Annotated in this window: 9 protein-coding genes and 1 pseudogene; all 10 read left to right on the top strand. The window is 39.2% G+C overall.

The features are described 5' to 3' along the window. Positions 1–5 precede the first annotated feature (5 nt). The gene (locus tag BN3772_RS09535; RefSeq protein ID WP_042199088.1) at positions 6–1940 is read left to right on the top strand and encodes a carbamoyltransferase C-terminal domain-containing protein; all 1935 of its coding nucleotides are present in this window, start codon (positions 6–8) and stop codon (positions 1938–1940) included. Positions 1941–1949: 9 nt separating this feature from the next. After that, complete coding sequence (locus BN3772_RS09530; RefSeq protein WP_157643572.1) at positions 1950–2408, top strand: hypothetical protein; 459 nt, start codon at positions 1950–1952, stop codon at positions 2406–2408. A 1-nt stretch (position 2409) separates the two neighbouring features. Then, complete coding sequence (locus tag BN3772_RS09525; RefSeq protein ID WP_042199086.1) at positions 2410–4164, top strand: ABC transporter ATP-binding protein; 1755 nt, start codon at positions 2410–2412, stop codon at positions 4162–4164. Beyond that, positions 4142–5881, top strand: a complete 1740-nt coding sequence (locus BN3772_RS09520) for an ABC transporter ATP-binding protein (RefSeq protein WP_042199085.1) — start codon at positions 4142–4144, stop codon at positions 5879–5881. The genes BN3772_RS09525 and BN3772_RS09520 overlap by 23 nt, the downstream gene beginning before the upstream one ends. Positions 5882–6283: 402 nt before the next feature. Beyond that, positions 6284–6763, top strand: a pseudogene (gene sigK, locus BN3772_RS09515) (RNA polymerase sporulation sigma factor SigK); the annotation flags it as partial. Between the two features lie 255 nt (positions 6764–7018). Continuing rightward, positions 7019–9316, top strand: coding sequence for an AraC family transcriptional regulator (locus BN3772_RS09510; RefSeq protein ID WP_042199084.1), 2298 nt, complete (start codon positions 7019–7021; stop codon positions 9314–9316). Between the two features lie 288 nt (positions 9317–9604). Then, the gene (locus tag BN3772_RS09505; RefSeq protein WP_042199136.1) at positions 9605–10540 is read left to right on the top strand and encodes an ABC transporter permease; all 936 of its coding nucleotides are present in this window, start codon (positions 9605–9607) and stop codon (positions 10538–10540) included. A gap of 9 nt (positions 10541–10549) precedes the next feature. Next, positions 10550–11449, top strand: coding sequence for a carbohydrate ABC transporter permease (locus BN3772_RS09500; protein ID WP_042199083.1), 900 nt, complete (start codon positions 10550–10552; stop codon positions 11447–11449). Then, a complete protein-coding gene (locus BN3772_RS09495; protein ID WP_341872566.1) occupies positions 11430–13139 on the top strand; it encodes a type 2 periplasmic-binding domain-containing protein in 1710 nt (569 codons plus the stop codon). Before BN3772_RS09500 ends, BN3772_RS09495 begins: the two co-directional genes overlap by 20 nt. 104 nt (positions 13140–13243) lie before the next feature. Beyond that, positions 13244–16360 (top strand): glycosyl hydrolase family 28 protein, encoded by a 3117-nt coding sequence (locus BN3772_RS09490; RefSeq protein WP_052380441.1) that lies wholly within the window; start codon positions 13244–13246, stop codon positions 16358–16360. The last annotated feature ends 7 nt before the right edge of the window (positions 16361–16367 follow it).

Raw genomic sequence — 16367 nt, 5'->3', positions numbered from 1 at the left:
ATTAAATGAGAGACGGTTTCTATTTATCTACATACTTGCATATTGATTCTTTGGCACATCTTATGAAAATAAGAGGCAGGCATGATCAGAATATGTCTCTTTGGAAGAAAAATGGAAATGATATAACTCTTATTCATTATTGGGAGTTAGAACGGCTTACAGGTTTAAAGCAGCATGGAAGATGTTTCTATGATGTGGAACATGCCCACGAAGTTATTAATCAACTTCTGAGTGAATACCAATTAAATCTCTCTGATATTAATGAAGTTTGGGGCACACCTGGATTAGAAACATCAGACAGTTATCATAGTTTATCAGATTATCCAGAACTGTCTTATCATAGCATATGTCACCTGTGGTCAGCTATCATGATGGATAGTGAAATTTTCTATAAGAATAACATTATAGGATTAGCAGTGGATACTTCTCCTGATAAAGAAGTAGATAAAAGTGTAAGTGATAAAAACTTTTATTCCGGTTGCTGCTCGATCAACGGTAAAGTATCCACTTTCCCGATTCAATCCCCAGGTACGATTTGGAGTAATGCTAAGCGGGTTTTTAAAATGCGCGAAGGCTCTTTGATGGCACTTGGATCAGCAAGCAAAAGTGAGTTGTTAAGAGAGAATACGACGTCTTTTAAAACAAATATGACATTATTTAATATCAAAGCTTTCAGTGAGTCACGTGATTATTTAAAGGAATTGGTCGATTTTGTATTTTCACTTACTAAAGACGATGAAGGAATTATCTTTAACGAATTCGATAATAAATTCACTGAAGAAGAGAACAAAATAAGTATGTGCGTTAAAGAAATACAAAAAATTTCAATTGAAATTATGGAAACTACTATAGAAGAGACAATTGCAAAATATAACCTGGTGACCGAAGAAACATACCTGGCAATTTCTGGTGGATATGCTCTTAATTGTCCTACAAATTCTTATTTAATGAGTAAATACAAATTTAAAGGCTTTCTTGCTCCACCATGCGTTAGTGATACAGGAATCTCTTTGGGGATGGCTCTATATGCATTTTATAGAAATATGAATATAGTTAATTTTAGCTTAAAGCATGCATTCCATGGAGATAAATCAGCGATAGGTAATGAATTTTATAAAAAGTATCAAGAATATATTAAGGAAACATCGGTTTTTGAACCCCATATTGCAGCTAATGATGTAATTAACGGTCCAATTATTTGGTTCAACGGTGCAGCAGAAATTGGCCCTCGTGCTCTTGGAAATCGAAGCCTGATTGCAGATCCCCGTAAGCAGGAGACTAAAGATTTGTTAAATGAAGTAAAACAAAGAGAGTGGTGGCGTCCAGTCGCGCCTATATGTCTAAATGACAAGGTAAGTGACTGGTTTGAGGAAGCATATTCGTCTCCCTATATGTTACATACCTTCGCTATTAAAGATGAAAAAAGAAATATGATTCCTGTAGCTGCCCATCTTGACGATAGTGCGAGAGTGCAGACAATAACCGAGGAGGAGAATCCCTTATTATATAAATTAATTAGTTCATTTGATGAGAAAGTAGGGATTCCCATCCTGTGCAACACATCACTGAATGATAAAGGGGAGCCAATCATAAATACTATTGAAGAGGCAATGAATTTCGCATTAAGGAAAGGATTTTCAATTATATATATTAACGGACAACGGCTCACTCTCCAACACCATGAGAAATTTAGAGAAGCAAAGTGGTCTAAAAGATCTATTAGCTTTGAACGGTTTAGTGAGGAGGAGATTGAAAAGAAGATCAAAGAATTAAATCCTCATCAGATTAGTAAAGAAAATCTCCATTTGTATTTCACTGGGAATTTCAGCGGAGAGCTGGATTTAACTAATGCCAAAGACGCGCGTCGTCTGAATATTTATGCTAAATCTATTTTGAACCGTAATGATATGAATTCAGCAGATTTTTTATACAGCTTTTAAGGCGGAATCATGATGAAGATGAATGGCAGAAAAGCGTCACGGAAATGGAAGCACATATTTTTTAATGTCAGTGTTAAATATCCTGTGTGCTCAATATCACTTGTTGTGATGATAGCAGCTATCATTACCTATGCGTTATTTTACACAAAGGTGGATACCTATAGGAAAGTAAATACCACAGTGGCGTTCATAGAGAGTCATTCAAATGCACCTACTATTAAATTGAAAGTAACTGACCGTATGAACAGCGAGGAAGTTAAGCTCTTAACTTCCTCGCCTATAATCTATTTAATCACAAATGAACAAAGTTATACTCTTAAGCTCATAAATCATAATATTGAGCACGGTATTAATATTCTTACTTGCACAATCGAAGATGCAGAGCATGATAGTATCCCCCTCAGCAACCATCTGGAATATTATGCGAAGAAGGTTTATTTGTGGGAAAAGGTGGTAGGTGCGTTATGAGATGAATGTATATCTGTATAAGAAAATTCTAAAATACTGTAAGCCTTTTAAATGGAGTCTACTTAACTTATTCATATGTGTTTTATTTACTTCAGTAATTGGCATGCTGTATCCTTACATTTTTGGTTTAATGGTGGATGAAGTTTTTAATCATAAAAACATGCATTATTTTACAACTATTTTAATAATATATGGCGGTATTTTTGTATGTGAGCAGTTAATGCATCTTACACTAAATGCTACGTGGGCGTATATGATGACCCGATATGTGTTTGATATACGAAAATCAATTTTCAGTAAGATACTCAATTTAAAAGCTGCGAAGTTAAAAGTCCTAAAGCCGGGTGACTTGCTGTCCTTAGTGAATAAGGATGCAGAAGAGTTTATGAACTTAATCCATTGGAATGTATTTTATGCATTTGCCAATTCAATACGATTAATAACAGCATTAGTTTTTGTTTTGTTTATTAATGTAAAATTGGCTATACTGATGCTTGTTGTAGTACCGGTTGCAGTGTTAGTTTCGATTTGGTTTGGTAAAATAACGAAAAAGTGGTTGGAATATTACAGAGATAATTACGGAGAATTTATAAGCTGGGTATTTGAAATTTTGAATGGTATTCGTGATGTGAAAATTTTATCAGCAGAACGTAATGTAACCCGCAACATGGTTAATTTATTGTCAAAGCTAATTTCTGCAAAGTCACGAACAGTGTTCATAGAATATGGATCTCAACGAACAGTATCTTTTATTTCGCTTGTTTCTGATATGTGTTTATATATGGTGTCTGCTTTGTTAATAAGTAAGGGTGAGCTGACAATTGGAGGTTTCATTGCTTGTATAGATTATTTCGGTAGAGCTAATTCACTCTTAAGTAACTTAAGTGGAGCTAACACCCGATTCCAGCATAATTTGGTCTCGATTAACAGGTGTTTAAAATTGCTCGAAGAAGAAGAGGAGTCGAAAAAAGGAGTAACTTTGACTGAATCTATTCGATCTATTGAATTTAATAATATGTCATTTAACTATAATGAGAATATGTCTTTATTAAAAAATATCAGTATTACCGTTAAGAATAATGAAACTCTTGCCATAGTAGGACAAAGTGGTGGGGGCAAGAGCACATTACTTGATTTAATATTACGATTTGAAGAACCTGATACAGGTGAAATTCTAGTGAATGGAAAGGACCATAGAAGTTATTCGATAAAATCATTACGGAATAAAATAGGTATTGTTCATCAGGACCCAATAGTATTTAATGGAACTATTAAGGAAAATTTACTACTGGGTAACTCCAAGGCTACTGAAGATCAGTTATGGCAAGCTTGTGAGCAAGCTTTTCTGGCATCTTTTTTAAGAGAATTACCGCTGGGACTGGACACGGTTATTGGCCAAAGTGGAGTTGAGCTTTCGGGAGGCCAAAAACAGAGATTATCTATTGCTCGGATTTTTTTGAAAAATCCAAGTGTATTGCTTTTAGATGAAGCGACTTCCGCACTAGATACTGAAGCTGAGAATGCAATTATTGAGTCTTGGAAAGAACTAAGTACCCATCGGATCACAATTCAGATTGCTCATCGGCTCAATAGTATAAAACATGCTGAGAAAATTGCAGTTTTACATCAGGGTATTATTATAGCATGTGATTCTCATGAAGGCTTATTAGCTAGCTGCCAAGAATACAGAGAGTTACATAGAAGTCAATTTAAAACGTCAATAGGAGAGACAAATGAAGAAGTTCAAATTGTCTAAAAGATTGGAGTTATATCAGATCTTTAAAGCATATTTATTGCCTCAGAAAACAAGTATAAAATTGGCATTCCTGTTTAAATGGCTGCTGCTTGTATCCGCAATTACCTCTCCTCTAATTTTTAAAATATTGATAGATGATATAATGATATTGAATAATATGAAATTGCTGAAGTGGGTAATACTTGGATATGTTTTTATATGGATATATGAATCTACTATTCTGTTTGGCCAAACAAAAATAAACAATCAAATATCTAATGCTCTGATTTTGAAATTACGTGTTAAGTTATGGAAAAGAGCCTTAAGTGAAGAAAATGTAATTAATGATACCGCTGAAATTAAAAATTGTATAGATCAGGATGTTGAGGTATCTAGTAAATTTATAGATTCACAAATAATAAGTTATATATATTATTGGATTTTATCTATAATATATGCAATTATATTATGTTTTATTAATTGGAAATTGTCTATTTTTGGTTTATTGATGGTTCCACTTTCATTTTGGATGACTAGATGGTTAGGAAAAGGAGTTAAAAAGTCATCTGAAGCCTTCCGCGCTCTGTGGTCTCAATATGAAAAATGGCTTCAGAAAGTGATACTTTCCTGGAAAGAAATAAAATCATTAAACATTAACAAAAAAAATGAAATCGAATTTGTTAAATATTGGGGGAGTTTGAGCCGGCTGTATTTTGTCAGACAATTGTTTTGGTACGGGAATCGAAGTTTTATTACATTCAAAGATTTTTTTATTACCAGGATGAATCTGTATTTTATTGGAGGGCTATTGATTTATTATGGTGATATTACCATTGGTGGATTAGTTATATTCATGAAATATTATGAGCTATTATTTCTTAATATAAATAATATTAATAATGCTGATATGGATTTAAGTAAGGATTCCCCCTCATTGAATCGTATCATGCTTTCAATTAATAAACCTCAGCATAAAGCTAATAAAATGACTCCATCGTGCGAGAATGGACTGATTGAGTTTCGTAAGCTCCACTTCCGTTATGCTCAAGATACTGCTAATATCTTAAAAGATATTAACTTAACTATTCGCCCAGGTGAGAAAATTACAATTGTTGGACGCAGCGGATCCGGGAAATCTACACTTATAAAAATTTTAAATGGAGTAGAGAAACCAAGTACGGGGGAAGTATTATTTAATTCCTGCCCGGTTGAGAACCTCCAATCCACTTATATGAAAAGAAAAATAGGCACAGTAATGCAGGAGCCTTATTTATTCAATATGTCGATTAGAGAAAATTTAATGCTTGGTGCACCAAAAGCTTCAGATACGGAGATAGAAAAGGCCTGTCAGGTATCAGGAATTCATGAATATATTCAATCCCTACCTTTAGGGTATGAAACAGTAATGGGCGTAAGAGGAACTCTCTTTTCAGGTGGTCAACGTCAAAGAATTGCGATAGCAAGAACACTTTTGATGAATCCCGATATCATAATTTTTGATGAGTCCACATCACAACTCGACAACAAATCTGAAAGTGAAATTCAAAAGAAAATGGATGAGCACTATGCAAATAAAACGATAATAACCATTACGCATAGGATTTCATCGATTTCAAAGACCAGTCGAGTTCTTATATTAGACGATGGCATAGTTGTTGGTGATGGTATAAAAGAGGAATTAGAACAGACTCACCATTTATTTAAAAAATTATCACAACCTGTTGGTTTAAATGTCTAACAAGAAGAGGGGATGATGAGGTTAATAACTAAGGATCGGTATGCAGCCATTATTATGGCTGTTTGAACGACTCTTATTTCATATAATACTATTATTGCTTCTGCTGAAGCATCACAAAGCGCAGTTGTGTAGCATAGTTTATGTAATTAACTTCAAGGGTATGCAGGATATCCATTGTAAGTCTCGCCACGTCGGATTATTCACCATAGGTGTTTCTTGATTTCTTCGCGGACTAGGAGTTCCTATTCTATTTTAGTATATGGTGGGCGGATGATTGATTTTCTTTCGCATTTTGTAGCTAATAGCTGTTCTGTGAATGCTAAACGGGATTGGCAAATCTCAGCTTTAAGGGCTATCAGAATAATAATTCACAGAATTATATTTTAGACATCGTATCGTGTCCACAACCTCAAAAAGTTCGACAACACCGGCGAAGACATGGAGGACCTGATCTCCATCGGCACGATTGGATTGATCAAAGCCATTGAAAGTTATCGTCCTAATAAGGGTACAAAGCTCGCGACGTTCGCGGCCCGATGTATCGAGAATGAAATCCTGATGCACCTTCGCTCGCTGAAAAAAACACGGAAAGACGTGTCTCTCCACGATCCGATTGGGACAGACAAAGAGGGTAATGAGATTACCCTGATTGATATCCTCGGCTCGGAGACCGATGATGTGATTAAAGAGGTGGATCTGAAGATTGAGAAGAGTAAGATCTACCGTAATCATGATATTCTCGATGAGCGTGAGAAAGAAGTAGTCGTCGGCCGCTTCGGCCTGGACACCGGCGGGGAGGAGCGGATGCAGCGTGAGATTGCGAAGGACCTCGGCATTAGCCTAAGTTATGTGTTGCGGATTGAGAAAAGAGTGCTAATTAAATGTAAGGAGTTTAAAGCAGCTTGTCTTCGGATGGCTGCTTTTTATTGTGCAGATCTAATTTCCTCAGAAGTTAAAATAATTAAGTTTAAGAATGCTCGAATTATACATCCGCCGCATTCTTTTTTTCTATTCCGAGCTAAAAATCAAAGTGTTAATATTTCTCTAATACCTATTAAGGAATTAAAATGTAAGCGGTTTATCTTGTTGGCTGATATCAATCTATCTGACTGAATAGATAAGAATGGAGTGTATGCATTGAAGCAAATACCGATTATTCTTCAAATGTCCCTGATTTTGTTCTGCGTAATGGCTGTTCCAATTACTATACTGACCTGGTATAGCGATAGGGAAATTCTGCACAATTCAGAGAATGTAATTGCGGAAGCTTCGCTGGCGGAACTGAATGCTAATAGGAGACTGAACGAAATTGCATTGAAAAATGTGTCTCAGATTGTAGCTGGCGTTAATGTAACTAAAGTATTTGATTTGATTCGTTATTTTAAAACCTATGATGAGCTTAATGCCAATTACAATAATGTAAGCAGTGCGTTTGTTGTACGAGATGAGCTATTAAACCTGAATCAGAAAATGTCGGGGGTCTATTCTTCGTATTTCTATCTTAACGCTTCGGATTATGTTATTTCTACAGATCAAGGTATTGCTCCGCTTGAAAATTATGAATCTATGGAATGGATGGAAGACGCTCTTACCACAAGGACCGGAATCGGAGGAGTTTGGTATCCCCGGAAATTAAAGTCGGGAATTAATGTAGTATCTTATGTGCTCCCTCTTAACCGCCTGTCAACTCCTACGCAAGGGGTAATCGTAGTTAATTTACGAGAGACCCATATTGCCGATCATTTTAGTTCATCCGGAGGAGATAAGCAAACCTACTATTTAACAGAGGCTGACGGAACCATTATATCCAATAATAATAAGGAGCTACTTTTAACAGACGGTAAAGAGCTTCCATTTATAAAAAATATTGTACAAAGTCAATCAAACGAGAGTTATTCCTTTCATGATATAAATGGTCAACGCTTGTTATACACCTGGTCGCGTTCAGAGCAGCTGGGCTGGTGGAATATAAATGTATACTCTATGGATGAACTTATGACCAAGGCATACATGTTGGAACAAAAGATTGTCCTGCTTACTATCATGATCATTTTTGTAGGTTCAGTGGTAACGTTTTTAATTGCAAATTGGTTTTCTAGACCTGTACGCGATTTGGCGAAGACAGTACGAAAGCGGAGTAACCTCGTAGTCTCAAACAGGAATGAATTGGCCTTCCTGGATGCTGCTTTTAAAAGGATGCAAAAGGAGGAAGAAGATTTATTTAACCTGTTAAAGGAGCGGGAATTTGATACCCGGAATTTAGCCGTTCATAATTTGCTGCGCGGGGAAATTCCAAAACAGATGGGTGAATTATTTCCGTTTAACTTTCTTAGTATTGCTATTGTAGCTATTGATAGGTACAGAGATTACATTAGTCAGACTAACCCAGAGGCCCGAAGTTATCACCGCTACGTATTTATTTCAAGCTGTGCTACTCTGTTCCCGGATGAAATCTGCGCATGTACTGTTTATCAAGGGGAAGGTCGTTTTGCCATAGTAATGAACGATAGCTTTGTGGATTCCAAGCATAGTTTACCGCTTTACAAAGCATTGTTTGCTTCCATTCAAGACAGCGCAATGCAAATATTTGGGCATACAGTGACTATCGGGGTTAGCAGCCGGGATGAATTGTATTCAGATGCCTCAGACCAATTGGCAGAAGCAATGGAAGTTATCAAAAGAAGGATGACCGAAGGCAGTGGGGGGGTGTTTTTCGGATCAAAGGAAACTAACGAAGATACAAAATACATGTATCCGGTCAACAGTGAAAGACGTATTGTGAATTATCTGGAAACAGGAGATATTTCAAATATATCACAGGAATTGCGGGTAATCAGGAACGAGATTCAAACTGCTGAATACATCTCCTACGATAATATCTTATTCATTTATAATCAGTTGATCGGTTTAACTATTAAATATCTCAGGGAAAATAACATAAATACAACCCGCATCTTCTCAGGCCGAAGGGATATTTATAATGCTATAGCTTCTATTGAAACACTTGATGAAATGGAGAATTATTTAAATGATCTCTTTGTAGAAATCGGAAGACAACTTAATTATTTCTGTATTGAAGACAGTTACGGGGAACAAATCATCGGATATCTTCAAGAGCATTTTTGTGAAAATATCGCTTTTCAGGATTTGGCAGGGGAGATTGGAATTAGTTATTCTTACATGCGCAAAATCGTGTACAAGCTAACAGGGAAAACACTGATTGATTATACTAATATACTTCGTATCGAAAAAGCTAAACAGATTCTTTGGGAAGAACCCCATCTCACAATGGCTCAGATTGCAGAACAGGTTGGATATCACAATGTGCAGAGCCTTAACCGTTTTTTTCGGAAGTATGAGGGGATGTCTCCGGGCAATTATAAATCAATTAAGCATGCTAAGAATAGAGACCCGATTAAGAAAAAAGAAAAATAACTAAGTTCATTTTTGTTTTTGACGTTTAAAAACGTGAGTGTTTGCTGTGAAAAAGCAGCTGTCATCACTAAAAAGGAGCAAAAATGAATGTTCAAACGAATAGCCAGGATTTACGGCTTTGAAAAGATAAGGGTATGCTGATTGCATCCCGTTGATATCCATATGGAGCAATGGTTTAGGTGAGTGGATGAAATCAATGGATTAGTTCAGGAGGTGGGTGTATTCATCAATGACATTGAGAGAAGTGTCAAAAGTTAAGGAGGCAAAAAAGTGAAAGTTGAAAGCGCTATAAAAGAGAAACGCCCTGCAATAAAACAGAAACATAGTATCGCTCAAAGCTTGCGGCAAGAATGGCAGCTGTATCTGATTCTCGTAATTCCACTGTGTTTTGTAATTCTGTTTAAATATGCTCCGCTGACCGGATTGGTACTTGCTTTTAAGGACTATAAGATCGCCAGAGGTTTTTGGGGCAGCGATTGGGTTGGCTTTGAGGTTTTTCGGGAGATTCTCGCCAAGCCGGACTTCGCCCGCGCTTTCCGTAATACGATTATGCTTAATGTACTGGATCTTGTTTTTAGCTTTACGATGCCGATTATCCTTGCACTGCTGCTTAATGAGATCAAAAGCATCAAATTTAAACGGGTAAATCAGACGCTGCTGTATTTGCCGCATTTTCTGTCCTGGGTTATTATCGGTGCCATTGCCTACCAGCTGCTTGGGGAAGGCAGCGGCGTAGTCAATAATGTATTTGAAGCCTTTGGCGGAAACAGAGTGCCGTTTCTCCAGGAGGATACCCACTGGTTGTTTAGTTATCTGTTCATCGGGGTCTGGCACAGCATGGGGTGGGGAACCATCCTGTATCTTGCAGCAATCAGCGGGATTAATCCGGAGCTATATGAGGCGGCGGTTGTCGATGGAGCAGGACGGCTGCGCAAAATGTGGAATATCACAATACCCTCGATCCGTTTTACCATCATCACCCTGCTTATCATGAACCTGGGTAAAGTAATGGAAGGCTCCTTTGAACGGATATTTTCTTTACAGAATAAAGCGACGACGGAGTTTACCACGACGATACCGGTACTGGTATACCGATGGGGAATTGAGAGCGGTAACTTTAGCCGTGCAACGGCACTCGGTTTATTTCAGACCGTCATTGGACTGGCTATGGTGCTGATGGCTGACCGTGTGGCCAAAAAGCTTGGTGAAGACGGAATTTTTTAGGAGGGCAAGATGAAATCAATTAACGGCGCATTGGCCGTACGCTCTAACAAACGAATTGACGTTTGGGGAATATTAATCGGATTTACTCTTATTATCTTTTCGCTAATTTGTCTGCTGCCCTTTGTGCATGTCATTGCAAAGTCCTTTAGCCAGGATGCTTATGTCATCGCCAATAAGGTTTTCTTATGGCCTTTGGGTTTCAATATTGAAGCATACAAGAAAATATTTGCTGACCAGAGTATACTCAGAGCTTTTGGTGTTTCCGTAACTATAACCGTGCTGTTCACAATCATTGGAATGGTCATTACCATTCTGGCTGCATATGCCCTATCAAGGCCGCAGTTGAGATGGCGTACGTTCTTAACCATGGTCTTTACCTTTCCGTTATTTTTCCATGCCGGGATCATTCCGGAATATATGATGATTAATAACCTGGGGTTGCTGGAGTCGATCTGGTCGCTTGTTCTGCCGCTGGCGTTCAGCTCATTCAATCTGATTGTAATGAAAAGCGCTCTCAGCAACAGTATTCCAGTCAGTCTTGAGGAATCTGCACGGATTGACGGTGCCGGCCACTTTCGGATTCTCTGGAGTGTCGTGCTTCCGCTGTCCAAGCCGATTATTGCGACGCTGTCTCTTTTCTATGCGGTGGGCCGGTGGAACAGCTATCAGGATGCATTATTCTACATCAAACAGAACACAGATCTGCGTCCATTGCAGCTTAAGCTGTACTACCTGATTATTCAGGCGAGTGAGAGCTTTCAGCTGGAAGCTACACAGGTTTCACTAAGCAATCCTGAAATACTAAAGGCCTCGTGCGTAGTGTTTGCTACCCTGCCAATTCTATGTGTGTATCCGTTTATCCAGAAATACTTTGTTCAAGGTACCATGCTTGGAGCGATTAAGGAATAGTACCAGCGAAAAATTAAAGGGGGAAATTTGGATGAAATTAAAGAAAGTATCTCTTGTTTTACTAGGGTTTTTAATGGTAAGCAGTATGTTAACTGCCTGCTCGAACAACAATTCAAAGAGCAATAGCATAGGCACTAAAGAATCGGCTGCCCCTGCAAGCTCAGACAGCAAATCGAATAATGCCGCCGAAGTGGAATATACCGATTATTCTAAAGGCTTCAGTGAAAAGGTTACGTTAGAGCTTCCTGTCTATGAGCGGGCCTTTGAAGGCTGGAATGTAAGCGATAACTATTATACACGCTGGGTCCAGAAGGAATTTGGTGACAAGTACAACATTAACGTGAAATTCGTTCCTATTACACGCAAGGGTGAAGTAACGGATTACGAGCAGCTGCTGGCTTCCCATAATGCTCCCGATATTATTTTTCACTATGATATGCCGCAGGCGCTAGCCTACTATAGTGAAGATGTGATGCAGGAGCTGGATCATAATGAAATCGCTTACTATGCGCCGTTATACTGGAATAATATGCAAGATACAATCAAGCAGTATGGTCAAGTGGACAGCAAGAACACCTTCTTTTTTGCTGCACGCCCGGCTGCTGATAATTCAGTTCTCTTGATCCGTAAAGATTGGGTAGAGAAGGTCGGGATGAAGGTTGAGGATATTACTTCCTTGGAGAAATACAACGAACTGCTGCAGAAATGGAAGGATGCCGGAATCGGCGTAGGCGCTGAGAGCCTGAAGAAAAACAATTACAACTTCAACTATAACTTCCGTAACTGGCCGGTAGACAAAGAAGAACGTGCCCTTTACTCCGATCTGGGGGTTGCTGACCTGACGACTTCAGCAACAGAAGGGTATCTACGCAATCTGAACTACCAGTACAACAACGGTTTGATTGATAAAGAGTTCTATCTGCGCGATGACGAGCAAAAGATAAAGGCTCAATTTGTAGCCGGTAAAACTGGTACCTTCTCGCTTTACTTAACTAACAATACAGACGTGATTGATGCAACACTGCAAAATGATCCAAAGGCTGAATTTGCTGTACTGCCACGTTCGGCATGGGCACCTGAAGGCAATAAGGCACAGGAACGGGCATACTGGCCATTTGGTCTCATTATGGGAATCAACTATGATTCCACTGATCTGGAACGAATTGCTGTATGGATGTATTTAGACTGGCTAAGCCAGCCTGAGAACCTGTTCTTTATGCAAAATGGGGTTGAAGGCCAGAACTACACGTTGGATGCAGACGGAATTCCTGCTATGAATACTGATTTTGCAGGCGAATCAGTGCTGGCACAAAATAACAATAAAGACTATTGGGCTCTTGTTACTGAGATGGTCCAGTATGACGATGCAGAAACAACACGTAAAGCTTATATCCGCCAATGGGCACCTGTAGGTTATGAATATCTGGCTGAGAATATGCTTGAGAATTATGACAAAAATGCCGAGTATCGCACACCGGATGCGCTGTTCAGTGTTGTGCTGGAGAAAGTGAATGAATATAAAACAGACCTGAATGTTCTTTTTCAAGAGTTGTATGTAAAATGTGCACTTGCTCCCACAGATAAATTTGATGAGGTCTATGAGGCTGCTAAGAAGACCTATCTCGACGCTGGATACCAAGAGATTCTTGATGAGAAGCAGAAGGCGATTGATGCTGGACAGTTTAATTAAAGTGAACTAATCCATGAGGATCGGCAAAACCTCACCTTTTAGGTGGGGTTTTGTTAGAAGGAGGATATTGCTACGTATTAAAAGGCCTATGGGGAGGCAGGAACATGTATTCAAGGACATATACGTTCTCTGAACAACTCAGTGAAAAAATGATCCATATACCAGCAGACTATATGTTTCAGGATAAGACAGGTGGCGGATTCATTCCTAATACTGGGTCAACGGCAATAGGAAAAGATAAATTTAAAGATTCTGCGGGGTGGTTTCCTAGCTGTACAACAGAGCAGGCAAGTGAAAGCGCTGAAATATTCCAGACCCATTTTGGGGCAGAAGTTCAAAAGGAAGGGTGGCCTCTGCGTTTTAAGGCTGTTGTTCCAGAGCCTGGTATATATGCAGTGAAAATTCACATTGCTGGCGGCGAAGATGGAATAGCAAGGTTAAATCTGTACTCTAATCGCCGTAATTTAATAAAACGGGATATACAAATTGCTCCCGGGGATTTCTTTTCTTATCAATACAAAGTGCATATCGGTGATTATATATCCCTTGTCGGTCAGTCCCCGCAAAGTGACTTATCAATTTATGTTACCGCTATAGGTACTCTTGCCCGAATAAGTGCAATTTCCATTGAAAAATCAGATGCTCCCACATTATTTTTAGGTGGCGACTCTATTGTGGCGGATTATGCGGCCCAGTATCCCTACAATCCGATTACCTCGGGCGGATCATGGGGACAACATCTATTACAATACTTTCACCGGGCAGCCATTGATAATCAGGCTCATGGGGGAATGACGACGAATTGCTTTAGAGAAGATGGTCATTGGGAAATTATCAGCGAGCGTATCAGACCAGGGGATGTCTTTATGTTTCAATTTGGTCATAACGATCAAAAAAGAAGAGCATTAGCTGCTTTCACTGGATACTCTGCTAATCTACGCTGGTATGTCCAACAGGTTAGGAGTAGGGGAGCGATTCCCGTCATCGTTACCTCGCTAAGCCGAATTCCTGGACAGGATGATCAAGGTTGGTATGATTTGCTTGAAGATCATGCTGAAGCTTGCCGGAGAATTGGAAGAGAGTGTAATGTTCCTGTTATTGATCTACACGAGTATAGTTTTCAGTTGTTCTGCCAGATGGGAAGAAGCAATCTCAAAGGTTATTTTAAAGATGAAGCACATACAAATGATTATGGTGCTATCATGATGGCAGAATTTATTGCTACGGAGATTAAACAGCAAAAAATTGAACCGCTATGCCGTTATATGAACGGGTCCAGTCCGATGCCGTGGATACCAGATGAGTCATTACGACCTCTTGAACAGGTATCCCCCCTTGAGCAGCCTGAATTGCCCATTCTTCCTACAGATTTACCCGAACTGCCTTATGCAGATTGTAAAGGGATTAAGGGTCTTGAAGGATTAAAGAAAGCGATGATTAACGGTTTGCTTGATCCAACATTGAAATACTTTCATCCATATGCGGAGATGCCACGCGGGCAATTTGCTTTTGTGTTTCTAAAAGCGGCTCCGTATCCTAAACGGCCATTTCAAGGAAAGTACTGTGATTTGTACAAATATGAATTTGACGCTCCCAATATACAGGCTTTGATTGACGGAAGACTTATTGATGAAAGGACTACTCTTGATGGAAGGTTTAGACCAGATGATGCTCTGACTGGAGGGGAATTATTAAGCTTTATTATCAGACATCTGTTTAGAAAAGAGTCCCTGAATTACAGCCTTAAAGATTGTGAGAGAAAGGCGCAAAGTCTGAATCTGATATGGGATGGATACGGATTCTCTAAGAAAGTCAATAGAATAGATTGTTTAAATGCGCTGGTACAAATGCTAGAGCTGGCAAAACTGGAAGGGAGAACTACACTAATGTTAAAATCGAATTTTTATAATACAACCTTTGAAATGGAAGAGATCATGGAACCGAAATTCCCAGGGCAATATTTTCGTGCAGAGGATTATCGCCATTCAGATAAACTACAGTCTAATGATCTTCAAGCAATACAGAGGGCAGTAGATGATTGTTCAGCACAAGGGGGTGGTACTGTAATTGTATCTAGGGGGGAATGGGGATCCGGCCCGATTCATCTAAGAAGCCATGTACATCTGTCAGTTGAGAAGGGTGCCGTTATCAATTTCAGTGATAGCTTTGCGGATTATCTTCCGGTAGTTTTTACAAGATGGGAAGGTATGGAGTGCTATAATTATTCCCCGCTGATTTATGCTGTTGATTGCGAGAATATTGCGGTTACAGGGGAAGGCACACTGAACGGAAACGGGGAAGCCTGGTGGCATTGGAAACAGCTGCAGCAGACCGCGGCAGATAAGCTGTGCTATGCCGAAAGAGATGAGATTTCCGTACAGGAGCGGGTCTTTGGTACAGAAGAAGCTGCTTTGAGACCCTCTTTCATTCAACCTGTCCGCTGCCGGAATGTGCTGATTGAAGGATTAGTCATTCATAACGGTCCTCAATGGACGGTGCATCCGGTATATTGTGAGAATATAATTATCCGGCGAATTGATATTGTCAGCTGCGGGCCGAATACCGATGGGCTTAACCCGGATTCTTGTCGTAATGTGTTAATCGAGGATTGCAGCTTTGAGACCGGGGATGATTGTATAGCAATCAATTCGGGCATGAATGAAGACGGATGGCGTGTCAATAAGCCTTGTGAGAATATTGTTATCCGCAATTGTGTGATGAAGGAAGGGCACGGCGGGCTTGTGATTGGAAGCGGGATGTCGGGCGGAGTGAGGAATGTGTACGCCCATAACTGTACCATTACCGGCGGAGACCGGGGGATCCGGTTAAAGTCGATGCGCGGCAGAGGCGGTTATGTGGAAAACATTAGGTTCGAGAACATCCAAATTGATAATGTCAGAGAAGAAGCGGTACAGATTAATATGTATTATGGTTACAGTACTGTAGTTCCCAAAACCAGTACACCTTCTGATTTCAGCAATATTCATATTAAGAATATTAGTGGTGAGGGAGCTGGAATTGCAGTCGAAATAAAGGGTCTGCCGGAACACCGGCTAAAGAATATTAGTCTTGAGAATATCAATCTTAGTGCTGAAAAGGCCTTAGTGTGCAGTGATGTCGAGAATATCATCTTAAATGAATTTAATGTTGTGACAGTTGAGAAAGATTTTGAATTTATTAATGTTGATCGTCTAGAGATGAAGGGTTTCAACATTCGTTGATTCACTT

The sequence above is a fragment of the Paenibacillus camerounensis genome (genome assembly GCF_000723885.1).
Lineage (GTDB): Bacteria > Bacillota > Bacilli > Paenibacillales > Paenibacillaceae > Paenibacillus_AQ > Paenibacillus_AQ camerounensis.
This window is presented reverse-complemented; position numbering and strand designations above follow the sequence as displayed.

What these genes read in the sequence shown, in the direction of transcription:
- BN3772_RS09535 (WP_042199088.1), top strand. Translation starts at nt 6, where the DNA reads ATGAGAGACGGTTTCTATTTATCTACATACTTGCATATTGATTCTTTG.
- BN3772_RS09530 (WP_157643572.1), top strand. Translation starts at nt 1,950, where the DNA reads ATGATGAAGATGAATGGCAGAAAAGCGTCACGGAAATGGAAGCACATA.
- BN3772_RS09525 (WP_042199086.1), top strand. Translation starts at nt 2,410, where the DNA reads ATGAATGTATATCTGTATAAGAAAATTCTAAAATACTGTAAGCCTTTT.
- BN3772_RS09520 (WP_042199085.1), top strand. Translation starts at nt 4,142, where the DNA reads ATGAAGAAGTTCAAATTGTCTAAAAGATTGGAGTTATATCAGATCTTT.
- BN3772_RS09500 (WP_042199083.1), top strand. Translation starts at nt 10,550, where the DNA reads ATGAAATCAATTAACGGCGCATTGGCCGTACGCTCTAACAAACGAATT.
- BN3772_RS09490 (WP_052380441.1), top strand. Translation starts at nt 13,244, where the DNA reads ATGTATTCAAGGACATATACGTTCTCTGAACAACTCAGTGAAAAAATG.